This window comes from Thermus tengchongensis (assembly GCF_021462405.1).
Taxonomy (GTDB): domain Bacteria; phylum Deinococcota; class Deinococci; order Deinococcales; family Thermaceae; genus Thermus; species Thermus tengchongensis.
In genome coordinates this window covers 14,025-37,611 of sequence record NZ_JAKEDU010000004.1, presented here as the reverse complement: position 1 = coordinate 37,611, position 23,587 = coordinate 14,025, and the positions used below count along the sequence as shown (strand labels likewise).

Sequence of the window (23,587 nt, the reverse complement as noted above, 5' to 3'; positions counted from 1 at the left end):
GCTCCTCCCCATGCGGGCCATCGTCATCGGAAGCGGCGTGGGGGGGCTTTCCGCCGCCATACGCCTGGCGGCCATGGGCCTCGAGGTCCTGGTCCTGGAGAAGCTGGACGGGCCCGGGGGCAGGGCCCGGGTGCACCGGGCCGAGGGCTTCACCTTCGACATGGGGCCCACGGTGATCACCGTGCCCCAGTTCCTGGAGGACCTCTTCGCCACCCGTCCCGGGGAGCCTAGGCTCTACCCCGACTTCCCGGAGGAGGAGGGCCTCCGGCACACCTCCCAGTACGTGCAGATCGTGCCCCTGGACCCCTTCTACCGCATCCACTTCCCCGACGGCACCCACTTCGACTACAACAACGACCGGGAACACCTCCTTTCCGAGATCCGCCGCCTGGCCCCGGAGGACCTCGAGGGCTACCTCCGCTTCGAACGGGATGCCCGGGCCATCTTCCAGCGGGGCTTTTTGGAGCTGGGCTTCACCCACTTCGGAAGCCTATGGGACCTCCTCCGGGTGGCCCCGGACCTCCTCAGGCTAGACGCGGTCCGTCCCCTCTTCTCCTTCGTGAAGAAGTACTTCCAAAACCCTAAGATGCGCCGCGTCTTCTCCTTCGAAAGCCTCCTCATCGGGGGAAACCCCCTCTCGGTCCCCGCGATTTACGCCATGATCCACTTCGTGGAGCGGAACTGGGGGGTGCACTTCGCCATGGGGGGCACAGGGGCCCTGGTGCGGGGGCTGGTGCGGAAGCTGGAGGAGCTGGGGGGAAGGATCCGCTACGAGGCTCCCGTGCGCCGCATCCTCACCCGGAAGGGGAAGGTGGTGGGGGTGGTGCTGGAAAGCGGGGAGCGGCTGGACGCCGAGGTGGTGGTCTCCAACGCCGACTACGTGCACACCTATGGAGAGCTTTTGGCCCCGGAAGACCGCTTTTGGCATGGGGACTGGCGCCTAAAGCGCACCCGGCTTTCCATGAGCCTCTTTGTGGCCTACTTCGGCTTCCGCGCCCGGGGGGACGAGGGGGAAAGACTCCGCCACCACAACGTCCTCCTCTCGGAGCGCTACGAGGGGCTTCTCAAGGACATCTTCCACCGGAAGGTCCTCCCCGAGGACTTCGCCCACTACCTCCACCTCCCCACCCTCACCGACCCCTCCCTGGCCCCTCCGGGGCACCACGCCGCCTACACCCTGGTGCCCGTGCCCCACAACGGGAGCGGCCTGGACTGGCGGGAGATCGGGCCCCGGTACCTGGAAAAGGCCCTCCGCTACCTGGACGAGGCCGGCTACCTGCCCGGGCTCATGGACCGGCTGGTCTACACCCACTTCGTCACCCCGGACTACTTCCAGTGGACCCTCAATAGCCACCTGGGGAACGCCTTCGGCCCCGAGCCCGTCCTTTGGCAGACGGCCAGCTTCCGCCCCCACAACCGCTCTGAGGACGTCCGGGGCCTCTACCTGGTGGGCCAGAGCTACCAGCCGGGGGCGGGGCTGCCCAGCGTGATGATGTCGGCCAAGATGACCGCCAGGCTCATCGCCCAAGACCTGGGCCTGGAGCGGGCCCCCAGGGCCCTCCTGGAGGCTAGGGCTTGAGCACGCTAGAGAGGAAGCGGAAGCACCTGGAGGCCTGCCTCCACGGGGAGGTGGCCTACCAGAGGACCACCACCGGCCTGGAGGGCTTCCGCCTCCGCTACCACGCCCTGGCGGGCTTGGCCCTAGAGGAGGTGGACCTCACCACCCCCTTCCTGGGCAAGGTCCTGAAGGCCCCCTTCCTCATCGGGGCCATGACCGGGGGGGAGGAAAACGGGGAGCGGATCAACCTGGCCCTGGCGGAGGCGGCGGAGGCCCTGGGGGTGGGGATGATGCTGGGCTCGGGGCGCATCGTCCTGGAAAGGCCCGAGGCCCTCCGGAGCTTTAGGGTGCGGAAAGTGGCCCCCAAGGTTCTCCTCATCGCCAACCTGGGCCTAGCCCAGCTTAGGCGCTACGGACGGGAGGACCTCCTCCGCCTGGTGGAGATGCTGGAGGCGGACGCCCTGGCCCTCCACGTGAACCCCTTACAGGAGGCGGTGCAGCGGGGGGACACGGACTTCCGGGGACTCCTGGAGCGCCTGGAAGCCCTCCTTCCCCTCCCCTTCCCCGTCCTGGTGAAGGAGGTAGGGCACGGGCTTTCCCGGGAAGCCGCCTTAGCCCTAAGGGGGCTTCCCCTGGCGGCGGTGGACGTGGCCGGGGCTGGGGGGACCAGCTGGGCCCGGGTGGAGGAGTGGGTGCGCTTTGGGGAGGTGCGCCATCCGGAGCTCTGCGAAATCGGCATCCCCACCGCCCAAGCCATCCGGGAGGTGCGGGAGGTCCTGCCCCATATCCCCCTCATCGCCTCCGGGGGGGTGTACACGGGAACCGATGCGGTGAAGGCCCTGGCCTTAGGGGCCGACCTGGTGGCGGCGGCCAGGCCCCTCCTCAGGCCCGCCCTCGAGGGCCCTGAGGCCGTGGCCGCCTTCCTCGCCGACTACCTGGGGGAGATGCGCACCGCCCTCTTCGCCATCGGGGCCAAGACCCCCAAGGAGGCCCGGGGGCGGATTGAGCCCTGGCCGCCTAAGTAGCCGCACGCAAAGGCTGCCCCACCGACCAAAGCCAAAGTGGCGTGCTTATGGCCTCTTTGGGGCCTCCGTCGTGGCGCAAGCCACGACGGGGTACTTAGGTGGTCCTCAGGTCCATGAGGGGCCTGGGGTAGGGCTCGAAGAGGGCCTGGGCCTGGAGGTAGTCCTCCCCAAAGCGCAGGGCCCAGGACTGGAGAAGGACCAGGAGGGCCTCGAGGGGCACCCGCTCCTCCCGAAAGTCCGCTAAGAGGTCCAGGAAATGGGCCTTCTCCTTGGGGGAAAGGGCCTTTTTGAAGTACCCAAAGGCATGGAGCAGGGCATCGGCCATGGCCGGCAGGCGGAAGAGAAGTCGGGTAGCTTGCAAGAAACCCTCCTCATAAGCCCGGCGTACTTGGTCAAAGGGCTCTCCCCTAGCCTCTGCCAGAAGCCTTCCCAAAGCCTTGGTAGCCTCCTGGTGGTGGGCGTGGAGGAGGAGCTTGTAGCGGGCGTGGAAGGCCATGAGGCCGGGGAGGTCCTCCACCGCCCTAAGCCGCGCCAGGGCGAAGATGCGGGTGAGAAAGTGGGCCCGGATGCGGGCGTTGGTGAGCCTCCCCTCATCCTCCTTGGGAAGGAGGGGAAAGATCTTTTCCGCCGCTTGGGCAAAGAGGCCAGCCCCCTTGCCCACCACCCCACCGCCCTCGGCAGAGGCGTAGACCTTGGCGTCTTTGAGGGCACAGGAGGGAGAGCGGTTTTTCAGGATGAACCCCTCCACCCGCCCCAGGGAGGCGAGGAACCCCTGGCTGAAGCGCTCCATCCTCTCCGTCAGGTCCTCCCCGGTTTGGGGCTGAAGCATGCGCACCCCTTCCCCCGCCCGTACCAGGCGCACCGTGGGCCTCGGCACCCCCAGGCCGATCTCCACTTCCGGACACACAGGGATGAAGTCCACATGCTCCCGCAAGGCAGCCACAATCCGATCTGGTATCAGTTCCCCCGAGTAGCGCACGGCGGCAAAGCCCAAGCAGGCGCTCACCACCACCTTCGGCCGGGGCCAAAAGGCTTCCATGTTTCCATTGTCTTACGGAACCCAAGGGGGAAACGTAGCCCTCCCCATTTCAAAACCCCCTCTTGAAACGAAGCACCCGCACGCAAAGGTTGCCCCATTAGCCAAAGCGGCTTGCTTATCGCCTCTTCGGGGCCCCCGTCGTGGCTTGTGCCACGACGGGGTACTTAGCCCATCCGACCCTTTTCCAGGGGATTCCATCCTCACCCTTGGGGCTCCCCCGCACGATCAACCTGGATCCATCCGGAAAGCAGCCTGCAGCGATCCGCCAAAACCCGGGCCGCCACATGACCGAGTCCTGACACCCCCAGGTCGGGTCCGGAGGAAAAGGAGGCCCCCGCCCCCTGTGGGGCGGGGATAGGCGAGCGTTAGGGCTTAGTCAAACTTGTTCTGTTGCAGGAGGCTAGCCGTCTGCAGCACCGAAGGAATGGCCCCTGCCACCTTGCGGAGGTTGGCCCGGGTGCCCTTGTACCAAGGAATGGTGGTCTTGGGATCGGTGTAGCCCGAGACCAGGGAGTTGGAGGTACCCCGCCAGTGGTACATGACCAGGAAGAGCATTCCCGGCTTCACCGCATCGGTCACGTAAACCATGAAGGTGCCGTTGCCTTCTTCGTTGTAAACCTCCACCAGGTCGCCCGACTGGAGGCCAAGCCGCTTGGCGTCCTCAGGGTTGACCTCCACATACGGCAAGGGGAGAGCCATGGACTTCTCGGGCAGACGGCGGTCGTGGTAAGCAGTCTGCCAGATGGTTTGGGCCCGCCCCGTGGTGACCCAGAAGGGATACTGGTTGGCCTTCTCCCCTTCCAGGTACTTGGCCACCTCGGCGGGGTACCCCTCCCAGTCGTCGGTGCCGTACCACTTGAACTTGCCGTCGGGGGTGCCGAACTTGTGGGTGTAACGGCGCACGGTGCCCACCAGCTTCCCGGTCTTGGGATCCCGGCGAACAGGGGTTTGGATGCCCTGCTGGCCCACCTCCTTCAGGAACTTGTAGGTGACCCCTTTGTAGTTTTCCGCCTCCAGCTTGGCCTCGTCCTCCTCGCTTACCCGGTTGTCGGAAAACTCCTCCGCCCCGGCCAGGAAGACATCCTCGTCCGTCCTCCAGTTCCTGCCGAACTCAAACTTAACCGCCTCCTGGACCTTACCTTCCGCCCTGTAAAGCTCAGCAATGCGCAGGCCCACCCACTTGAAGATCTCCCAGTCGGGCTTGGCCTCGCCGGGCGGGTCCATAAACTTTTCGTAGAGACGCAGGAGGCGGCTGTTGCAGTTGATGGAGGTGTCGTTGGCTTCGCCCCAAGCGGCCGCGGGCAGGATAAGGTGAGCGTCCCGAGCCGTTTCCGTCATGTAGATATCCTGGACCACCATGAAAAGGGCATCGGGGTCGGAGTAGAGCACGTCCAGGATTTTCTTCACCCGTTCCTGGATGGTCCCAGGCTCCCCACCCGCACCCAGGGCCTTGGTGAGCTTCTCCGTGCGCTCGTGGATGCGCTTGCGGAAGACCTGGTTGTTTGGCGTGGACAAATAAGGATCGTTGGCGATCACCCAGTAGAACTTGCCCTTGCCGTCCGTGAGGAACTTATCCACGTTGACAGGAGGGCCACCCCGGTAGATGGAGCCCGGGGTGGGGGCAGGAGGCCGCACATACCCCTCCTGGTGCCCGCCCTGGCGGCCACAGCCCGTGCCCGGGCGGCCGATATTGTGGGTGAGGACCGCCAGCTGGACGATGGCCGCCACCTGGTCGTAGTTCTTCATGTTCCAAATGATGCCCTTCTCGTAGATGGTGAGGGTGCGGCGCTTGAAGCGGCCCGCCTTGGGTTTGGCGATCCAGTCCGCAGCCTTTTCAATCTGGGCCCGGGGCACCCCGGTGATCCTTTCCACCTGGGCCATGAACTCGGCATAGGGCACTTGAAGCTTGAGGCTCTTCTGCTTGTACTCCTCAAAAAGCTTCATGTCGGTGCGGGCCTCGAGGTAGGCCATGTCGTAGTAGCCCCGCTCCCAGACCACGCGGGCGATGGCGTTGGCCAGGATGTAGTCCGTGCCCAGGTTGGGCTGAAGGAGAAGGACCCGGTCCTTGGCCACGGAGGCCGCGACCGTATAAGAGCTGGTCTTCCTGGGGTCAATGACGATCAGATAGCCTGGCTCTGCCGGCTCACCCCGGTCAAAGGCTTGTTGCTTCTCCGCTACCGTGGCTCCCTGGAGGTTGGGGAGCATGTGCTCCACGTAGAACACCGTGGCGGTTTCGTAGCTGTTAGCTCCCCAAAGGACGATGGTGTCAGCCAGGCGGGCGTCTTCATACGTGTAGTTGAGCTCGTGTACGCCCCGCTCGCGGCTACCCCAGACCTCGGAGTTATAGGCGGGCCGGTTATGGATGGCGATGTGCTTCACCGAAAGGGCGCTGAAGAAGAGCTTACCCGCCCCGTAGTTGTCCTCAAACCCTTGGCCTGAGCCCCCGTGGTCGTAGCACTTCACGGCGATGTTGTCGTCGTTGCCATCCCGGTCCCGGATGCCCTTGATCACCCCGGCCATCAGGGTCAGGGCATCCTGCCAGGTGATGGCCTGGAACTGATCCCCCACCCGAAGGAGGGGGTAGAGGAGACGGTCCCGGGTACCCCGGTCCAGGCTCCACACGGTGAGGGCGTTGGTACCACCCCGAATGGAGTAGTTACCCCGGTTGATGGGACTATCCTTGGCAGGAACCATCACCACGTGGTACTGGCGGCCGTCCTTGCCCACGGTGACCGCGTGCATGGTCTCCGTGTAGCTCTGGCCGGCCAAGGGCGGCTGGGCCTGGGAGAGGTCCAGACCAAAGGCGTTCTGGTTGGGCTTCAAGCCGCCCTGCTCGCCCACGGGCCAAACGTACACCTTATAGCCGCAACCCACGTTGCAGTACTGGCACACCGTGTTGTACACCCGAGCGTTCTTGGGAGGAATGGGAAGCTGGTCCCTTCGGGGAAGAAGCGCCATACCCTACACCTCCTACACGTTCTTAACCCGGCCCCAGATGAGACCGGCCACAGCCACCGCGTAAATATCACCCTTGCCATCTATGCGCAAAGGAATCTGGGGAAGCCAGGAGCTGGCCAAGCCCTGGTAGGTCTGCCCGGCCTTGGCGGGGTCGAACATGGAGTAATGGCACCGGCAGATGAACCTTCCCCCCTCGTACTGCACCGGGCAGCCCATGTGGGTGCAAAGGGCCGAGAAGGCCACGATGTCCCGCCCCGAGCCCACGCCGCCGATAGCCGGCTTGCCCAGCTTGACCAAAATGGCGGGTGCCGAGGCATCGGGGTAGTTGAAGATGATGGGCTGGCCCGTTTTCACCTGAGCAACGTTGGCCACCTTTACCGCCGGGTACGTAAGGCTGGGCGCGTACCCCAACTGGGCCTTGCCCCCTGCGGTGAAGAGGGCGGTGGCCGCCGCCGTCAGCTTGACAAACCGCCTACGCGACAAGGTTTGCGTCATAGCCACACACCTCCTTGGGTACAGTTGAAGACTATCAAACGCAAGGGACTTTTGTCAATCTCTTTTGATACCGGTCCTTATACCCAACAAGGGTATTGGGTTGTCTCCGCCCTCCCGATGGGCCCTCACAGGCATGAGGAATCTCGCGTTTATCATAAGCATCCTTTCCCAAACGAGGGACCTTTGTTAAAGTATAGCCTGATGGCTTGTGATCCAGCGCCCGGCCGCCCCAATGTGGCCCTTAAGTTGACCGAAGCCCTGGCGCATCCTGCCAGGTTAACCATCGTCCGCCTCCTGGCGGAGCTTCCCGACGAGCACACCGCCTTTGACCCCCGTTGCGGCACCGCTTACGGGGTGTGCTTTTGCCATCTGAAGGAGAAGACCGGGCTTTCGGGCCCCACGGTAAGCCACCACCTCAAAATCCTTCGCGAAGCCGGGCTGGTGGAGGGCGTGCGGGTGGGGCGTTGGACCTATTTCCGCCTTAAGCCAGGGGGCCTCGAGGCCCTAGCCCACGAGCTCCTCCACCTGGCCCGCCAAGCGGAAAGGGCCGCCGCCAAGGCGGGGTAAGCGCTTGTCTAAAACCCCCACCCCTGCCACCATGAGGCCATGGGAGAGATCCGGGTGGGGACCGCCAGCTGGACGGACGAAACCCTCCTCGCCTCCGGGTGGTATCCTCCCGAGGTACGCCACCATCCCGAGAAGCGCCTCCGCTACTATGCGGAGCACTTTGACACCGTGGAGGTGGACAGCACCTTCTACGCCCTACCCCGGCGGGAGGTGGTGGCGAAATGGGCAGAGAGGACCCCAGCGGGCTTTCTCTTCCACGTGAAGGCTTTTTCCGCCTTTACCGGGCACGGCCTCGAGGCCTCTACCCTTCCCAAGGATCTGCGCTCCCTCCTGCCCAAATCGGAAGGCCACTTGGCGCAGAGGGAGGTGCCCAAGGAGGTGATCGAGGAAGCCTGGAACCGTTTTTTCTCCGCCATCGGGCCCCTTAGGCAAGCTGGCAAGTTGGGCTATCTGCACTTTGGCCTTCCGCCCTGGACCGAACCTAAACCCCGAAGCTTCCATTACCTGGAATATTTAGCGGAAAGGACCCAAGGCTACTGGGTGGCAGTGGAGTTCCGCAACCCCAAGTGGTACGTGGCCTGGGGATTTGTGAGGAAGGAACTGGAGCGGCTCGGCCTCATCCACGTGAGCGTGGATGCCCCACCCCACCCCGAGGCCCCACCCCGGGTCCTGGAACCCACCCACCCCGTGGCGGTGCTCCGATGCCACGGGAGAAACAGGGAGTCCTGGAAAGGCCCGCACCGGAAGCCCTACGAGCGCTTCAACTGGCGTTACTCGGAAGAGGAGCTTCAGGACCTGGCCCAAGCCACCCTGACCCTGGCGGAGAAGGCCGAGACGGTTTTCGTCATCTTCAACAACAACTACGGCACCCAGGGGGTGGAGGCCGCCATGGGGCTTAAAGGCCTCCTGGGCCTAGGACCTCCTCCCTGGACCAAGAAGCTCCTTTAACCCCTAGGGTTTCATGCTACCTTGAGGGGGATGGCGCGCCCTCCCTTGTCCGAGGCCCAGGAGGACTACCTGAAGCAGCTTTTCCTCCTGGAGGCGGAGCGGCAAGGCCCGGTGCCCACCCAGGCGCTTGCCGAGCGCTTGGGGGTTAAACCCCCCTCGGTGACGGAGATGCTCAAGAAGCTCACGGCCTTGGGCCTGGTGGAGCATGCCCCTTACCAGGGGGCCCGGCTCACCGAGGCCGGGCGGCGGATTGCCCTGGAGGTCTTAAGGCACCACCGGCTCCTCGAGGCCTACCTGCACCAGGCCCTGGGCTACGGTTGGGAAGAGGTCCACCTGGAGGCGGAAAGGCTGGAACACGTGATCAGCGAGGTCTTTGAGGAAAGGATCGCCGAGCTCTTAGGCCACCCTCCCTTTGACCCCCACGGGGACCCCATCCCCACCAAGGACCTGGCCCTGCCGGAAGCCCGAGCCCTGCCCCTCTCTCAGGCTCCCTTGGGGGAGGCCCGGGTGGTGCGGGCCCTGGCCCAGGACCGGGGCACCCTCAACCTCCTGGCCAAGCTGGGCCTGGTTCCCGGAAAGGTCCTGAGGGTGGTGGAGAAAGGAGATGGGGTGGGCATCGAAATGGCCGGGGAGGTATTGCGCCTTCCCGAGGAGCTGGCCCAGGCGGTTGGGGTGGAGGCCCTTCAGGAAAAGGTCCCGTAAACCAGGGTGCGGAAGGCCAGGCCAAGCCGCTGCCCAAGCCGGGAGTGAAGAGCCTTTTCCGGTTCCAACACGGAAAGGAGATTGGGGGCTTGGGTGAAAAGCAAGGCGCTCAGTTCTAGGGCGGGATCCACCAGGAAGTAGGTGCCGGCAAACCCCCACCAGTAGAAGTCCCCGGGGCTTCCCGGAGCCAGACCCCCAGGGCCCAAACGCACCGCCACCCCCAGGCCGAAGCCGTAGCCCGGGCCTGGGGCGTACTCGAGGCCCCGCCGCAACCCGGCCTCGTAAAGGGGGCCCAGGTGGTCCTGGGTCATGAGGCGGCACAGGCTCGGGTGCAACACACCCCGGCCCGTGCGCAGGGCCTCCAGGAACCGCAGGTAGTCCCAGGCCGTGCTCACCCCGCCCAGGCCCCCCGCATACCGGGGGGGCTCCGCTTCCACAGGGATGAGGCGGATGGACCTGCCCGTTTCCGGGTCCTGGGGAAAGGGCTTTGCCAAACGGGTGGGATCCCTGGCCCAAAAACCCGAGTCCCGCATCCCCAAGGGAGCGAACACCCGTTCCTCCAAGAGCTCCGCCAGGCTCCTCCCCGCAAGCACCTCCAAAAGATGTCCAAGCACATCGGTGGAAAGCCCATACTCAAAGGCCTCTCCCGGCTGAAAACGCAGGGGCAAAGCGGCCAGGCGCTCAAGAAAATCCTCCCGGGAAAGGTCAAACCGGTCCACCCCCGCCTCCAGGTAGAGCCGTTTCACCGGGGAGCGGAAGAAGACCCCATAGGTAAAGCCCGCCGTGTGGCGCAGAAGGTCATAAACGGTAACCGGCGCCCTCAGGGCCTCGAGGGCCACCTCCTCCCCCACTTCCCGCCCCACCTTGACCCCGGCGAACCCCGGCAGGTACTTTTCCACAGGGTCCATGAGGGAAAGGCTACCCTCCTCCAGGAAGGTGAGGGCCAGGGCGGAAACCCATGGCTTGGTCATGGAGTAGATGCGGAAAAGAGCGTCTTCCCGCATGGGAAGAGCCCTTTCGGGATCCAGATACCCCCCCACCCCCTGGTAGACCACCTCTCCCCCCCGGGCCACCAGGGCCACGTACCCGGGAAGAAGGCCCTCAGCCACCTGCCTCTTCAAAAAACCATCCAGCCGGGAAAAATCCATGGTTCCCCCTTAGGAACCTAAGCATCCGCACGCAAAGGTTGCCCCACCGGTCAAAGCCAAAGCGGCGCGCTCATGCCCTCTTTGGGGCCCCCGTCGTGGCGCAAGCCACGACGGGGTACTTAGCCTCCCTACCCTTAGGCAGGAGCGGCCCCCACCGTTCTACCCCCGTCCACGAAGAGTACCTGGCCGGTGATGAAGCTGGACTCATCGGAAACAAGGAACAAGGCGGCGTAGGCCACCTCTATGGGCTGGCCGGCACGGCCCAAGGGGGTGGCGGCAATGGCCTTCTCCCGCACCTTCTCCGGTACCTTAGCCGTCATCCGAGTTTCAATAAACCCCGGAGCCAGGGCGTTCACCCGGATCCCGTACCGCCCGAGCTCCAGGGCCAGGGTGCGGGTAAGCCCCACCACCCCCGCCTTGGAAGCCGCATAGTTGGCCTGCCCCAGGTTACCCAGGTACACCCGGGAACTGGTGAGCACAATGGAACCAGGATTCCGCTCCCGCATGGCCTCGGAGGCCGCCTTGGCCACCAGGAAGCTCCCCGTGAGGTTCACCCGGAGCACCGCCTCCCAGTCCTCCAGGGGCATCTTCCAGTGGAAGTTATCCCGGGTGATGCCGGCATAGTGCACCACCCCGTCCAGGCGGCCCATGGCCTGAAGGGCCTCCCGGAACCCCCTCTTCACCGAAGCAGGGTCGGCCACGTCCATGGGAAGGGCCAAGGCCCCCGTGGCTGCCGCCGCCTCCCTTAGGGGCTCCTCCTCCAGATCACAGGCCACCAGCCTGGCCCCCTCCCGGGCAAAGAGCTCCAGGGTAGCCCGGCCGATCCCGTGGGCCGCCCCCGTGATCAGCACCACCTTGTCCTTAAGCCGCATCCGCCACCTCCCGTGTTTGGCGACCGAATGGTCGGTAAGCTCACCCTACCCCGTGGCCTGCCTCTCCGTCAAGGGCTAGCGGGCCCCTCTTCGGAGCTCCCGGAGGGCTCGGCAACCCCAAGCCCTACAGCCGCCAGGCGTAGTAAGGGGTTTCCACAAAGGCCGGAGGCCCTCCCAGATACACCCTGAGCCCTGGAAGGATCAAAGTTTCCCCTTCCCACTCAAAGGCCAAGGGGTCCACCGGCAAAGGGTAGTGGAGAACCCCTTCCCGGGGCAGGCCAAGCCGCAAGCGCTCGGGCAGGGAAAGCCTACCCACCAGGAGGTAGCGGGCCCTTTTGGGCCCGGACTCCGTGTAAAAGGCCACCTCCTCCCCAAGGTCCAGGAGGAAAGCGCGGCCCCGGATGTAAAGCCTGGCCCTATCCGTCCAAGTAGACATGGGGCCTCCCCATGAGGTGGGCCACCCGAATCCCAGGGCCATAAAGACCTTGGAGAAGGGGCTCGGTGAAAACCGCCCCCGGCCTTCCCTCCGCCAAAAGCCTTCCCCCCTTGAGCACCACCACCCGGTCAGCCATGGCTGCCTGATTAGGGTCGTGGAGGACGGCGAGAATCCCCATTCCCTTAGCGACCAAGCCCCGCAGGAGGGCCAGCAACCCCCCCTGGTATTCCAAGTCCAGGAAGGTGGTGGGCTCGTCCAGAAGGAGGTAACGGGGCCTGGCCGCCAGGGCCCTGGCCAGAAGGACGCGCTGGCGCTCCCCCCCGGAAAGGCTACCCAGGTACCGGCCCCGGAAGCGGGAAGCCCCCGTAACCTCCAAGGCCCACTCCACCGCTTCCCCATCCTCCCGCCCCTCCCGTCCCCAAAGGCCCAGGTGGGGAAGCCTTCCCAGGCGCACCACCTCCTCCACCAAAAGCCCCTCCGGGTAAGGCCCCCCCTGAGGCAGGTAGGCGAGGAGCCGGCCCCGGACATAGCTCCTATAAGCCCGAAGGGGCTTTCCCTCCAAAAAGACCTCCCCGGCCTTAGGCCAAAGAAGCCCCGCCATCACCCTAAGAAGGGTGCTCTTGCCCGACCCGTTGGGGCCTAGGAGGGCCACCCACTCCCCTGGCCTTACGGCCAGGTCCACCCCCAAAAGGGCATAGGGACCCACGATCCCCCTGGCCTCAAGCCCTGCCACGCCGCCTCCACATCAGATAGAGGAAAAAGGGCCCCCCCAGAAGGGTGGTGACCACCCCCACGGGAAGCTCCGCCGGCCGGGTAAGGGTGCGGGCCAAAAGGTCCGCCAGGGCCAACAGAACCGCCCCGCCCAAGGCGGAGGCCGGCAGGAGCAACCGGTAATCCTCCCCCAGAAACCGCCGCAAAAGGTGGGGGGTGATCAGCCCCACGAAACCAATGATCCCCGCCTGGGCCACGGCTGCAGCCACCAGGAGACTTGCGGTAAGAAGGAGAAAGAGCTTAAGGCCCTCTAGGGGCAGTCCCAGGCTCTTGGCCACCTCCTCCCCCAGCTGGAGGGCGTTCAACACCCGGCCCAACAGCAAAAGCGGGGGAAGGGCCAGTAGGAAAAAGAGAAGCAGAACCTTCACCCCTGGCCAACCCAAAAAGGCCAGATTCCCCAGGGTGTAAGCGAACACCGCCCGCACCCGGTCGGCGTCCTGGAGCATCAGGTAGGTGGTGGCCCCGGTCAGGACGCTCCCCACCACCACCCCCGCCAGGACCAGCTCCCCGGTACGGGCTGCTCCTCCCGCCAGGACCAGGGTGAGCAGGGTGGCGGAAAAGGCCCCCAGGAACCCGAAGAGGGTGGCGGAGGGGGGTAAGCCCTGAAAAACAGCGTGCTGGGCAAAGCCAGGGGCTAGACTCCCCAGAAAGCTAGCCAGAAGGGTTACAGCGAAGGCTGCCCCCGCCGCCGAGCCCATGAGGTAGGGGTCGGCCAGAGGATTGCGGAAAAGCCCCTGGAAAGCCGCCCCCGCCACCCCCAAAGCCGCCCCCACCAGCATCCCCCCCAGGACCCGGGGCAGGCGCATCTCGGTGACAATGGGGTTTTCCCGCTGGCCCAAGAGGGCCTGAACCACCTCGAGGGGAGAAAGGCTAACCGTGCCTAGGGCCACCCCCAGCACCAGGGCCACAAGCAGAAGGAAAACCAGCCACAGGAGGACCAGGCTCCGCCTAAGGGCCAAAGGAAGGGCCTGGGTCATGGCCTAGCGTCCATGGAAGCAGTCCACCAGAAGCCTAAGCCCCTGGGCCACCCGGGGGCCTGGGCGGGACAGGAGGCTGTCTTGGCCCCCAGTGAACACGCAGATGCGCCCCGTCTGGACCGCCCGCACCCGGCTCCATCCAGGCCTCGTCCGGATGGTTTCCAGGGCACCCGGGTAGGTGGCCACGATCACCTCGGGGTTCTTCTCCACCACGAACTCCGGGGCGATCTTGGGAAAGAGCCCGAGCTCCTTAGGCACGATATTTACCCCCCGGGCCTTCTGGATGAGGACCCCAATGAAGCTCTCCGGGCCCACGGTGTAGGGGGTAGGGTCGATCTCGTAGTAGACCCTCGGCCGGTCCTTGGCCTTGGCCGCCCGGGCTTCCTCCTGGTACACCTCCCGCTGGATCTGGGCCACCAGGCGCTCCGCCTGGCCCTCGAGGCCCAGGAGCTTCCCCAAGGTGCGGGTGGTGCGGAAGATGTCCTCGTAGGTCTCCGTGCGCACCGCATACACGGTAAGGCCCGCCCGCTCCAGGGTCTCGTAAAGCCGGCCGTACTTGGAAACCAAGACCAGGTCCGGCTTAAGGGCCACGATGAGCTCGGGGTTGGGGTTGTAGAGCCCCCCGGCCTTGGGCAGGGCCTTCACCCGCTCGGGCCAATCGGAGTAGTCGTCGGTGGCCACGAGGCGATCGCAGGCCCCCAGGGCGCACACCGTCTCCGTCACCGAGGGCAACATGGTGACGATCCGTTTGGGCGGCGCCTTGACCGTGACCGTGCGCCCCAGGTCGTCGGTGAGGGTAAGGGGAAAAGCGAAGGCCAGCGCCAGAAGGACCGTCAGAAACGCCAGTAGCTTCTTCATGCCTACCTCCCTAAGGCCGCTAGGGCCAGGCCTGGGAGAGGTAGGGAAAGCCCCTGCCGGAAAGCGGCAGGGGCCGAAAAGGCTCTTAAGCCCCCATCGCTCCCCCATCCGCGTGAGGTGCCCGCCTTGGGGTCTGACGGGCGGCCCTGGCAGGTATTCGGGCTTCCGGCCTGCGAAGCGGGGCGCAAAGCTTGGCCGGTTACCGTTGCGGGACAGCGCCGGACTTGCACCGGACTTCCCCACTTTAAGCCTGGACTACGCGCCCAGGCACCAGGGCAACGGGACCTGGCTTTGGGGCCCTAGCGGGCCTTAGGGAAAGGCTAAGGCCTAAGGCCGGGAACTGACAAGGCCTTGACACCGGAACACGCCCGTGCTTTACTTAGTGCCGAGAACGAACTAAAGAGGTGGGAGGTGCGCAAGGGCGACACGCAGGAGATCCGCAGGCTGAACCGCAGGGCCATCCTGGGATACCTGCGCAAGGGCCCCCTCACCCGGGCCGACCTATCCCGCCTCACAGGCCTGGCCAAGAGCGCGGTCAGCCGCCTGGTGGACGAGCTCCTGCAGGAAGGCCTTCTGGAGGAAGGGGCCTCCACCTCCCCTCCCCTGGGCCGGCCCGGTACCCTCCTGCACCTCAGGCCCCGGGCCCGCTTCGCCCTGGGAGCGGAGCTCGGGGTGGAGGGGACAGTGCTCCTGGCCCTGGACTGGCGGGGGGAGGTCCTGTGGGCCAAGGAGTGGCGCCACCCCCGGGAGGCCGGTCCCAAGGAACGTCTGGAACGGCTTCTTGCCGAGGTCTGGCCCCACGTGCCTGGGCCCTTGGGCCTGGGGTTCACCCTGCCTGGGGTGGTGGTGGAAGACCGCCTCCTTCTGGCCCCCAACCTGGGCTGGCGTGGCCTAGACCTCAAGCCTCTCCTCCAGGAGTTTCCCCTTCCGGTGGCTGCGGAGAACGACGCCAAGGCCTCGGCCCTCTCTGAGGTCTTCTTCCACGGGGAGGCCAACCTAGCCTACCTGGTCCTGAGCACCGGTTTGGGGGTAGGGGTGGTGGCCGAAGGCCGCCTCCTCCGGGGAGCAGGCGGGGCCGCAGGGGAGGTGGGCCATTGGCTGGGCCAGGGGGAAAAAACCTGCGCTTGTGGCCGCAGGGGGTGCTTGGAAACGGAGCTGGGATTGGGCAACCTCCTGGCCCACCACCAGGCCCTGGGAGGCCAGGCGGAGGACCTCGAGGCCCTCCTCCGGCAGGCCAAGGAGGGGGAGGCCAAGGCCCTCGAGGCCATCCGCCACCTAGGGGAGGCCCTGGGCCGCTTCCTGGCCAACCTGGCCGTGGCCTACGACCCCGCCTTGGTGGTGGTAGGGGGAAAGGCGGCGGAGTTCTTCCCGTACCTGGAAGCCCCCCTGCGTCAGTCCCTTCGGACCCACGCCTTTTTGGAGGCCCACCGGGACCTCCCCGTGCGCCCTTCGGTCTACGGCCACCTGGCCCCAGCGGTAGGGGGGGCCAGCCTCTTTTTGGCGAGGTTTTTTGAGCTGGGCGGCCTGTGGGCGGAACGCCCACGTCGCAATGGAGGTCGGTATGAGGAAGTGGCTTTTGGCGATCGGCGTGGCCTTGGGGCTTAACGCCCTGGCCCAAACGGGCAAGTTGGAGATCTTCTCGTGGTGGGCAGGGGACGAGGGCCCGGCTTTGGAAGCCCTCATCCGGCTCTACAAGCAGAAGTACCCCGGGGTGGAGGTGATCAACGCCACCGTGACCGGCGGCGCTGGGGTCAACGCCAAGGCGGTGCTGAAGACCCGCATGCTGGGCGGCGACCCGCCCGACACCTTCCAGGTGCACGCGGGACAGGAGCTCATCGGCACCTGGGTGGTGGCCGACCGCATGGAGGACCTCACCGCCCTCTTCAAGCAGGAAGGCTGGCTCCAGGCCTTCCCCAAGGGGCTCGTTGACCTCCTCTCCTACAAGGGCGGCATCTGGAGCGTGCCGGTGAACATCCACCGCTCCAACGTCATGTGGTACATCCCCGCCAAGCTGAAGGAATGGGGGGTGACCCCACCCAAGACCTGGGCGGAGTTCCTCGCCACCTGCCAGACCTTGAAGCGGAAGGGCCTCGAGGCGCCCCTGGCCCTGGGGGAGAACTGGACCCAGCAGCACCTCTGGGAGAGCGTGGCCCTGGCCACCTTGGGCGCGGACGGCTGGGCCAACCTCTGGAGCGGCAAGCTGAAGTTCACCGACCCCAAGGCGGTGGCGGTGTGGGAAACCTTCGGCAAGGTGCTGGACTGCGCCAACAAGGACGCCGCCGGGCTTTCCTGGCAGCAGGCGGTGGACCGGGTGGTGCAGGGCAAAGCCGCCTTCAACATCATGGGCGACTGGGCCGCAGGCTACATGAGCACCACCTTGAAGCTCAGGCCCGGCACCGACTTCGCCTGGGCCCCTTCCCCCGGCACCTCCGGGATCTTCATGATGCTCTCCGACTCCTTTGGCCTGCCCAAGGGGGCCAAGAACCGGCAAAACGCCATCAACTGGCTCAAGCTGGTGGGCTCCAAGGAGGGCCAGGACACCTTTAACCCCCTGAAGGGCTCCATCGCCGCAAGGCTGGACTCCGACCCCGCCAAGTACAACGCCTACGGCCAGTCGGCCATGAAGGATTGGAAGACGAACCGGATCGTGGGCTCCCTGGTCCACGGGGCGGTGGCGCCGGAGAGCTTCATGAGCCAGTTCGGCACGGTGATGGAGATCTTCTTGCAGAGCAAGAACCCGCAGGCGGCGGCCAACGCCGCCCAGGCCATCGCCAACCAGGTGGGTCTGGGCCGCTAGAACCCCTCGGCCCGTGGGGGCAAAAGCCCCCACGGGCTTTTCCCCAAAGGACTTATGCGCGATCGCATCACGGCCTTCTTGGTCCTCCTCCCCTCCTTGGTGGCGGTGGGCATCTTCGTCTACGGCTTCATCGGACAAAACCTCTGGGTGTCCTTCACGGACTGGGGGAAAAACCCCGCCCAGGCCCTGGCCCTAAGGCCCGAACTCCGCTTCGTGGGCCTGGAGAACTACCGGGAGCTCTTCACCGGCTTCGTGGACGTGCGCTTTCGCCAGAGCGTGGTCAACCTCATCTTCTTCACCCTCTTCTTCATGGGGGGGAGCCTGGGCCTGGGCCTCCTCCTGGCGGTGGCCCTGGACCGGGGGCCCAAAGGGGAAGGCTTCTTCCGCACCGTCTTTCTCTTCCCCATGGCCCTTTCCTTCGTGGTCACCGGCACCATCTGGCGCTGGCTCTTGCAGCCGCAGGGGGGCGTGAACGTCCTGCCCACCCTCTTCGGCCTACCCCCCCTCGGCTTTCCCTGGCTCACCACCCGGGCGCAGGTCCTGGTCTTTGACTGGAACCAGCTTCCCCTCTACACCGCCTTCGTGGTGGGCCTGGTCCTCCTCTACCTGGGCTGGCAGGCCCACCGGGCAGGGGAAGGGAAGCGGCGCTTCTGGAGCCTCCTCTCCGCAAGCGTGCTCCTCCTTTGGGCCTTCACGCTAGGGCGGCACGTCCAGCTTCTGCCCTACCCCGAGCCCCACGGCTTCAGCCTGGCCCTGGTGGGGGTGATCCTGGCGGCGGTGTGGCAGATGTCAGGATACACCATGGCCCTCTACCTGGCGGGGCTACGGGGCATCCCGGTGGAGGTGCTGGAGGCGGCCAAGGTGGACGGGGCCAGCGAGTGGCAGACCTACCGCCACGTGATCTTCCCCCTCCTCGCCCCCATCACCCTTTCGGCCATGATCGTCCTGGGGCACATCGCCTTGAAGATCTTTGACCTCATCTTCGCCATGGCCGGGCTGGACTACGCCCCCACGGATGTGCCCGCCATCTACATGTACCTCCTGGCCTTCCGGGGGAACCAGTTCGCCAAGGGCGCGGCCATCGGTATCCTTCTTTTGCTCTTGGTGGCCGTGGTGGTCATCCCCTACCTGGCAAGCCAGCTCAAGAAGGAGGTGCAGCGGTGATGGGGCGGGTTTTCCTCTACGGCTTCCTTCTCCTCGCTACCTTGTTCTTCCTGCTGCCCGTGTACCTGGTGGTCCTCACCGCCCTCAAGGAACCCGCCAAGATCACCCTGGATGCGGTGTGGCGCTGGCCGGATCCCGTCTACTGGGAAAGCTTCCGCACCGCCTGGGAGGCCTTTCGGCCCAAGTTCCAAAACAGCGCGGTCCTGGCCCTCTCGGCCACGGCCCTTTCCGCGCTGGTGGGAGCCCTCAACGGCTACGTTCTGGCCAAGTGGCCCTTCAGGGGCTCCAACCTCCTCTTCGCCCTCATGCTCTTCGGGATGTTCATCCCCTACCAGAGCATCCTCATCCCCCTCTTCCAGTTCGTGAAGGCCATCGGGCTCTACGGCACCCTCTGGGGGCTCATCCTGGTGCACGTGGTCTACGGGATCCCCATCGTCACCCTGATCTTCAAAAACTACTACTCGGAGATCCCCGACGAGCTGGTGGAGGCCGCCCGCATCGACGGGGCGGGCTTCTTCGGCATCTTCCGCCACGTGGTCCTGCCCCTTTCCGCCCCCGCCTTCGTGGTGGTGGCCATCTGGCAGTTCACGCAGATCTGGAACGAGTTCCTCTTCGCCGTGACCCTCACCCGCCCCGAGAGCCAGCCCATCACCGTGGCCCTGGCCCAGCTGGCGGGGGGCGAGGCGGTGAAGTGGAACCTGCCCATGGCCGGGGCCATTCTGGCCGCTTTACCCACCCTTCTGGTCTACATCTTCCTGGGCCGGTACTTCCTTCGAGGACTCCTGGCTGGCTCGGTGAAGGGGTAGACTCCTGGCATGCGCGCCTGGGTGCAAGAACGCCTTCAAGGCCCCTTGACCCTTAAGGAGATCCCCGACCCCACGCCGGGCCCGGGTGAGGTGGTGTTGGAAGTGGAAGCGGTGGGCTTGAACTTTGCCGACCACCTCATGCGGCTTGGCGGATACCTCACCCGGACGCATCCGCCCTTCGTGCCGGGCATGGAAGCGGTGGGCCGGGTGGAGGGACGGCGCTTCGCCGCCCTGATGGGGCATGGGGCCCTGGCAGAGAAGGTAGCCGTGCCCAGGGAAGCCCTTCTACCCGTGCCTGAGGGGCTCTCCTCGGAGGAAGCCGCCGCCTACCCGGTTTCCTTCCTTACCGCCTACCTGGCCCTGAGGCAGGCGGGGGCCAAGCCCGGGGAAAAGGTCCTGGTGCAGGCAGCAGCGGGAGCTTTGGGAACCGCTTTGGTACAGGTGGCAAAGGCCATGGGCCTAAAGGTGCTGGCCTCCGCCTCGAGGCCCGAGAAGCTGGATCTTCCCCAGGCCCTGGGGGCCGAAGCCGTCGCCCCCTATGCGGAGCTCCCCGAAAGGGCCAGGGCATTCGGCGGGGTGGATATCCTTCTGGAGGTGCGGGGTAACCAGTTGGAGGAAAGCCTTTCCCTTCTAAACCCGGGGGGAAGGCTGGTCTATATCGGGGCCGCCGAGGGAGAGGTGGCGCCCCTGAATCCCTTGCGCCTCATGCGAAGAAACCTCACCGTAATGGGCTTTTGGCTGGCTCCCCTCCTTAGGGAAAAGGCCCTGGTGCAGGAGGCCTTGCGGTTTCTCCTGCCCCGTTTGGGCCGGGAGCTCAAGCCCGTGGTGGGAAGGGTTTTCCCCTTCCTCGAGGCTGAAGCCGCCTTCCAAGCCCTTCTGGACAGGGGCCATGTGGGCAAGATCGTCGTCCGCCTTTAGTCCAAGCCCAGGAGGTGCCGCACCGCCGCCAGGTCAAAAAGGGCGTGGCCCACGCTCTTGAAAAGCACGGGGTCCCCTTTCGACCGCTTGCCCGAAAGGGCTTCCCTTAAGGTCACCACCGGCTTAGAAAGGCCCTGAAGCTCCCCAGCCTCCACCAGGGCATCCTCCGTATCGCAGTAAACCGCTGCCCGCTCCACCAAGGCCCTTGGCACCTCCTGCATCTCCGGGCGGAAGCTTCCCACGGCAGCGATGAAGGTGCCTCCCGGCACCCTCTCAGGTAGAACGGGGGTGGAGCTCGAGGTGGCCGTGACGATGAAGGCCACCTCCTCAGGCACCTCAGGGGCCACCCACTCCTCCGCCTCGAGGCCCATACCCCTGGCCTTGGCCAAAAGGGCCTCGGTCCGCTCCCTGCTCCTTCCCCGGATCCAAACCCGGCACAGGGTAAATCCCTCGGCGAAGGCCTCGAGGTGGGCTTCCCCCTGAACCCCAGGCCCCACCAGGAGCAGCGCCCCCTCTTGCCTAGGAGCAAGGAGCCGGGCCGCCAGGAGGGAAAGGGCAGCGGTGCGCCTTTTCGTGATCTCCTCCCCCGGCAGGTGGAAAACCTCCCCGGTATCTAGCCGCTTGGCCCAGACCTCCGCCTGGACCGAAGGGCGGCGATGGGCTTCTACCGTGACCAGCTTGCAAAGGGCCACCTCTTGGTCTGCGGCGGGCATCACCAAAAACTGCCCTCCCGGGATGGGAAGGACCAGCCTTCTCGGAACCTCCGCCTTCCGGAGGAGCACCCTCTCTATAGCCTTAGAAAGCGCCAGATAGCCCGCCATGCCTTTAGAATGCCTCACATGCAGGCCCTTCTCAACACGGTTCTTCCCGTGGCCCTGGTGGTCTTCTCTGGGTATCTGTTGGGCAAGCGCATTCCCATGGACCTCACCACCCTAAGCCGCCTTACCCTTTACCTCCTGGTGCCCGCCCTCATCTTCGACGCCATGTACCGGGCGGAGTACTCCCGGGAAGGACTGGTGGGCCTTGCCTTGGGCTTTACCCTCACCTACCTCCTCCTCTTTCTGGCCATCACTGGGATGGCCAGACTCCTGGGCCTCCCTCCCGAGGCCGCCAAGTCTCTTCTCGTCTGCAGCCTGTTCCCCAACTCCGGCAACATGGGGCTTTCCCTGGTCTACTTTGCCCTGGGAGAAGAGGGGCTGAGGCGGGCCGTGGTGTACTTCATCCTCTCCAGCATGGTCATGTTCGGCCTAGGGCCAGCCTTCATAAGGGGAGGCAGCCTCAAGGAAGGGCTCCTTTTCACCCTGCGCCTGCCCCTCTTTTACGCCCTCCTTCTGGGCCTGCTGCTGAAAGCCCTGGGGGTAAGCCTTCCCTTCCGCCTGGACGAGGGCCTACGCCTCATGGGCCAAGCGGCCATCCCCGTTCTCCTCCTCACCTTGGGGATGCAGATGAGCCAGACCCGCTTCCAGGTGGGGGCCTTTGAGGGAGTAGCCAGCGGCCTGCGGCTCCTCCTGGCCCCCCTTCTGGCCTACGGGGTGGGGTTCATCCTGGGCCTTCCCCGTCTGGAGCACCAGGTCTTGGTCCTGCAGTCGGCCACCCCGGTGGCGGTGAACGCCTTCCTCCTCACCCGGGAATTTGGAGGGGAAGCCCCGCGGGTGGCCAGGAGCGTGGTGGTGTCCACCTTCCTAGCGTTCCTGACCATTCCCCTTTTTCTCCTCCTCATCGGGGTCCGGTAGGCTGGGCGTCCCCAGGTCCAGCTGGAAAAGAACCCCCTCCACCCAAAGCCCCACCAGGCGATGGTAACCCTCGCTCAAGGGAAAGGAAACCCGGTAGGAGCCCACCTTCTCTAGAAAGAGGGTTTTCTCCTGGAGCAAAGCCTCCTCCCGGAACCACTTGAGGTGGAGGTAACCCGGGGAAGGAAGGCGCTCCACCCTGAGGACCAGGATGGCCTCCTCCGCGCCCTTCTCCAGACGGGCCACCACAAAAGGCCTTTCCGGGGGCAGGGGCTTGCCCGGGTCCAGGGGGAGGAAGGTGTAGCGGCAGCCGGCAAGGAAGAGGAGGAAGGCCACACCCCCAAGCCAGCCGAAGGTCCTCATCTCCCCTCCCCGGCGGTGCACAGGGCGAGGAGGGCGATGGCCGCCGTTTCCGCCCGCAGAATCCTCCGGCCCAGGAAGACCGGGGTAAAGCCCTTTTCCTGCAAAAGCTCCACCTCCTCCTCCGCAAATCCCCCTTCCGGTCCCACGGCCAAGGCCAGGGGCTTCCCAAGGTCCAGCACCTCCCGAACCAGGCTTCTTGCTCCCAGATGGGCCACCATACCCTGCTCCACCTTCGGCAGGGCGTTCAGGGGAATGGGAGGCAGGACCTCGGGCACCCTCAGCCTTCCCGACTGCTTAGCTGCCTCCACGGCTATGGCCTGAAGCCTTTTCAGCTTCCCCTCCCCCATCTCCTTGGGCACGGAGTGCCGGGTGACGAGGGGTTGGATGCGGGTGGCCCCGAGCTCCGTGGCCGCGCGCACCACCTCGGCAAGCTTGTCCCCCTTTAAAAGAGCGGGGTAGAGGACCACCTCCACCCCCACCTCCCGCTCCGGGCGCCGTTCCTCCAGGATGCGGTAGCGCACCGGTGGCCCCAGCTCCACCACCTCCGCCACGGCCTCCCGGTCCACGTCGAAGACCGTGAACCGGTCCCCCACCTTGGCCCGCAATACCTCCAGGAGGTGCCGGCTTTCCCTTAAGGGAAGCACCCCGGTAAGGCCTGGGCTGTAGGCGCGGTGCGGGCGCATGGCTCAGATCCCGTAGGCCAGCAACACCCACTCCCCTTCCCTCTCCTCCTCCTGGAGGGAAAAGCCTTCCCTGGCCATGGCCTCCTTCACCAGGGTGGCCTTTTCCGCCAGGATCCCCGTGAGGAGAAGCCTACCCCCAGGGGCCAAGGCCTTTGGATAGAGGGGGGCCAGCTCCCGGTGAAGCTCCGCAAACAGGTTGGCCACCAGGAGATCAAAGGGCCCGTAAGGCAGGGCTTCCTCGAGGCTACCCAGGAGGAAGCGGACCCCGACCCCGTTTCTTCTGACGTTCTCCTCCGCCTGGGGAAGCACGGTTTCGTCGATATCCACCCCCAAGGCCTCACCCCCCAGCTTGGCGGCGGCGATGGCCAGGATGCCCGAGCCCGTGCCCAGGTCCAGCACCTTCTCCCCAGGACGCAGGTGGCGGGCCAGGGCGGCGAGGGCCAGGCGGGTGGTCTCGTGGTGCCCGGTGCCAAAGGCCATCCCGGGCTCGATGGTGAGGGGAATGCCCTCTTCCTCCTTTGGGTGCCAGGGGGCCAGGACCAGGAAGGGCCCGGCGCGCACCGGCTTGAGGTCCCGCCGCCAGGCGGAAAGCCAGTCCTCGTCGGGGAGCTCCTCCCATACTCCCCCAAAGGGCAGGTCCAGAGGGGCGGGGAAGTAGGCCAAAACCTCCCCCTCCCGCTCCTCGAGGCCCCGGGCCCCCCGGTCAAAGAGATCGGGGATCAGGGGATCCAGTTCCGCCGCCGTGCCCTTTAGGCGGTAAACCCACACCCCG

Annotated in this window: 24 protein-coding genes and 1 riboswitch; of the genes, 11 read left to right on the top strand and 13 right to left on the bottom strand. The window is 65.7% G+C overall.

Translation table 11 applies throughout. The features are described 5' to 3' along the window. The first annotated feature begins 10 nt into the window (after window positions 1-10). Together crtI and fni are read left to right on the top strand one after the other, a co-directional pair. Window positions 11-1,579, top strand: a complete 1,569-nt coding sequence (gene crtI, locus L1087_RS06265; RefSeq protein ID WP_234558131.1) for a phytoene desaturase family protein — start codon at window positions 11-13, stop codon at window positions 1,577-1,579. Then, the gene (gene fni, locus L1087_RS06260) at window positions 1,576-2,583 is read left to right on the top strand and encodes a type 2 isopentenyl-diphosphate Delta-isomerase (RefSeq protein ID WP_234558129.1); all 1,008 of its coding nucleotides are present in this window, start codon (window positions 1,576-1,578) and stop codon (window positions 2,581-2,583) included. The genes crtI and fni overlap by 4 nt, the downstream gene beginning before the upstream one ends. 94 nt (window positions 2,584-2,677) lie before the next feature. Here fni and L1087_RS06255 read toward each other — a convergent pair whose 3' ends face one another. The 3 genes from L1087_RS06255 to L1087_RS06245 form a co-directional block, all read right to left on the bottom strand. Continuing rightward, on the bottom strand, window positions 2,678-3,622 hold the full coding sequence (locus L1087_RS06255; RefSeq protein ID WP_234558126.1) for a YbgA family protein: 945 nt from the start codon (window positions 3,620-3,622) through the stop codon (window positions 2,678-2,680). Window positions 3,623-3,994: 372 nt separating this feature from the next. Beyond that, a complete protein-coding gene (locus L1087_RS06250; protein WP_234558124.1) occupies window positions 3,995-6,580 on the bottom strand; it encodes an arsenate reductase (azurin) large subunit in 2,586 nt (861 codons plus the stop codon). A 12-nt stretch (window positions 6,581-6,592) separates the two neighbouring features. After that, window positions 6,593-7,075, bottom strand: a complete 483-nt coding sequence (locus L1087_RS06245; RefSeq protein WP_038042204.1) for an arsenate reductase (azurin) small subunit — start codon at window positions 7,073-7,075, stop codon at window positions 6,593-6,595. Between the two features lie 246 nt (window positions 7,076-7,321). Between L1087_RS06245 and L1087_RS06240 the strand changes: the two genes are divergently transcribed. Genes L1087_RS06240 through mntR form a run of 3 tightly spaced genes read left to right on the top strand, consistent with a single transcriptional unit; the run spans window position 7,322 to window position 9,292 of the window. Then, window positions 7,322-7,642 (top strand): ArsR/SmtB family transcription factor, encoded by a 321-nt coding sequence (locus tag L1087_RS06240; protein ID WP_234558123.1) that lies wholly within the window; start codon window positions 7,322-7,324, stop codon window positions 7,640-7,642. 39 nt (window positions 7,643-7,681) lie between these two features. Continuing rightward, window positions 7,682-8,590 carry a DUF72 domain-containing protein gene (locus L1087_RS06235; protein WP_234558122.1) on the top strand — a complete coding sequence of 303 codons (909 nt, stop codon included), beginning with the start codon at window positions 7,682-7,684 and terminating at the stop codon, window positions 8,588-8,590. A 30-nt stretch (window positions 8,591-8,620) separates the two neighbouring features. Continuing rightward, window positions 8,621-9,292 (top strand): manganese-dependent transcriptional regulator MntR, encoded by a 672-nt coding sequence (gene mntR, locus L1087_RS06230; protein WP_234558121.1) that lies wholly within the window; start codon window positions 8,621-8,623, stop codon window positions 9,290-9,292. Here mntR and L1087_RS06225 read toward each other — a convergent pair. The 6 genes from L1087_RS06225 to L1087_RS06200 all read right to left on the bottom strand — a co-directional run bounded on the left by L1087_RS06225 (window position 9,274) and on the right by L1087_RS06200 (window position 14,354). Then, window positions 9,274-10,440, bottom strand: a complete 1,167-nt coding sequence (locus L1087_RS06225) for a serine hydrolase domain-containing protein (RefSeq protein ID WP_234558120.1) — start codon at window positions 10,438-10,440, stop codon at window positions 9,274-9,276. The two genes, mntR and L1087_RS06225, sit on opposite strands and share 19 nt — an antisense overlap. Before the next feature lie 134 nt (window positions 10,441-10,574). Continuing rightward, entirely contained in the window at window positions 10,575-11,312 is a 738-nt protein-coding gene (locus L1087_RS06220; RefSeq protein ID WP_234558119.1) for an SDR family oxidoreductase, read from the bottom strand. A 124-nt stretch (window positions 11,313-11,436) separates the two neighbouring features. Next, entirely contained in the window at window positions 11,437-11,748 is a 312-nt protein-coding gene (locus L1087_RS06215; RefSeq protein ID WP_135261055.1) for a hypothetical protein, read from the bottom strand. After that, window positions 11,729-12,481 carry an ABC transporter ATP-binding protein gene (locus L1087_RS06210; RefSeq protein WP_038042197.1) on the bottom strand — a complete coding sequence of 251 codons (753 nt, stop codon included), beginning with the start codon at window positions 12,479-12,481 and terminating at the stop codon, window positions 11,729-11,731. Before L1087_RS06210 ends, L1087_RS06215 begins: the two co-directional genes overlap by 20 nt. Beyond that, the gene (locus L1087_RS06205) at window positions 12,468-13,496 is read right to left on the bottom strand and encodes a FecCD family ABC transporter permease (protein ID WP_234558118.1); all 1,029 of its coding nucleotides are present in this window, start codon (window positions 13,494-13,496) and stop codon (window positions 12,468-12,470) included. Before L1087_RS06205 ends, L1087_RS06210 begins: the two co-directional genes overlap by 14 nt. 3 nt (window positions 13,497-13,499) lie before the next feature. Next, window positions 13,500-14,354, bottom strand: a complete 855-nt coding sequence (locus L1087_RS06200) for an ABC transporter substrate-binding protein (RefSeq protein ID WP_234558117.1) — start codon at window positions 14,352-14,354, stop codon at window positions 13,500-13,502. Window positions 14,355-14,485: 131 nt separating this feature from the next. Continuing rightward, window positions 14,486-14,644: riboswitch (cobalamin riboswitch) on the bottom strand. 121 nt (window positions 14,645-14,765) lie between these two features. On the opposite strand from L1087_RS06200, the gene L1087_RS06195 reads away from it, so the two are divergent. From L1087_RS06195 to L1087_RS06175, 5 genes are read left to right on the top strand one after another with little or no spacing between them, the layout of a single operon-like run. Beyond that, the gene (locus L1087_RS06195; RefSeq protein WP_234558115.1) at window positions 14,766-15,959 is read left to right on the top strand and encodes an ROK family protein; all 1,194 of its coding nucleotides are present in this window, start codon (window positions 14,766-14,768) and stop codon (window positions 15,957-15,959) included. Next, the gene (locus L1087_RS06190) at window positions 15,916-17,151 is read left to right on the top strand and encodes an ABC transporter substrate-binding protein (protein WP_234558113.1); all 1,236 of its coding nucleotides are present in this window, start codon (window positions 15,916-15,918) and stop codon (window positions 17,149-17,151) included. Before L1087_RS06195 ends, L1087_RS06190 begins: the two co-directional genes overlap by 44 nt. 54 nt (window positions 17,152-17,205) lie before the next feature. After that, window positions 17,206-18,315, top strand: a complete 1,110-nt coding sequence (locus tag L1087_RS06185; RefSeq protein ID WP_234558112.1) for a carbohydrate ABC transporter permease — start codon at window positions 17,206-17,208, stop codon at window positions 18,313-18,315. Further along, window positions 18,315-19,121 (top strand): carbohydrate ABC transporter permease, encoded by an 807-nt coding sequence (locus L1087_RS06180; RefSeq protein ID WP_135343840.1) that lies wholly within the window; start codon window positions 18,315-18,317, stop codon window positions 19,119-19,121. The genes L1087_RS06185 and L1087_RS06180 overlap by 1 nt, the downstream gene beginning before the upstream one ends. Before the next feature lie 9 nt (window positions 19,122-19,130). Next, window positions 19,131-20,039, top strand: a complete 909-nt coding sequence (locus tag L1087_RS06175) for an NADPH:quinone oxidoreductase family protein (RefSeq protein ID WP_135261052.1) — start codon at window positions 19,131-19,133, stop codon at window positions 20,037-20,039. On the opposite strand, the gene L1087_RS06170 is transcribed toward L1087_RS06175, so the two are convergent. Beyond that, window positions 20,036-20,860 (bottom strand): Rossmann-fold NAD(P)-binding domain-containing protein, encoded by an 825-nt coding sequence (locus L1087_RS06170; RefSeq protein ID WP_234558278.1) that lies wholly within the window; start codon window positions 20,858-20,860, stop codon window positions 20,036-20,038. The genes L1087_RS06175 and L1087_RS06170 overlap by 4 nt on opposite strands. Before the next feature lie 9 nt (window positions 20,861-20,869). Between L1087_RS06170 and L1087_RS06165 the strand changes: the two genes are divergently transcribed. Continuing rightward, window positions 20,870-21,772 carry an AEC family transporter gene (locus tag L1087_RS06165; protein WP_234558111.1) on the top strand — a complete coding sequence of 301 codons (903 nt, stop codon included), beginning with the start codon at window positions 20,870-20,872 and terminating at the stop codon, window positions 21,770-21,772. Here the strand turns inward: L1087_RS06165 and L1087_RS06160 are convergent. From L1087_RS06160 to L1087_RS06150, 3 genes are read right to left on the bottom strand one after another with little or no spacing between them, the layout of a single operon-like run. Continuing rightward, window positions 21,722-22,132 carry a hypothetical protein gene (locus L1087_RS06160; protein WP_234558110.1) on the bottom strand — a complete coding sequence of 137 codons (411 nt, stop codon included), beginning with the start codon at window positions 22,130-22,132 and terminating at the stop codon, window positions 21,722-21,724. The two genes, L1087_RS06165 and L1087_RS06160, sit on opposite strands and share 51 nt — an antisense overlap. Continuing rightward, window positions 22,129-22,815 carry a 16S rRNA (uracil(1498)-N(3))-methyltransferase gene (locus L1087_RS06155; protein ID WP_234558109.1) on the bottom strand — a complete coding sequence of 229 codons (687 nt, stop codon included), beginning with the start codon at window positions 22,813-22,815 and terminating at the stop codon, window positions 22,129-22,131. Before L1087_RS06155 ends, L1087_RS06160 begins: the two co-directional genes overlap by 4 nt. Window positions 22,816-22,818: 3 nt before the next feature. Then, window positions 22,819-23,583: a 50S ribosomal protein L11 methyltransferase gene (locus L1087_RS06150; RefSeq protein ID WP_234558108.1), complete on the bottom strand. Its 765-nt coding sequence runs from the start codon at window positions 23,581-23,583 to the stop codon at window positions 22,819-22,821. Window positions 23,584-23,587: the final 4 nt, after the last annotated feature.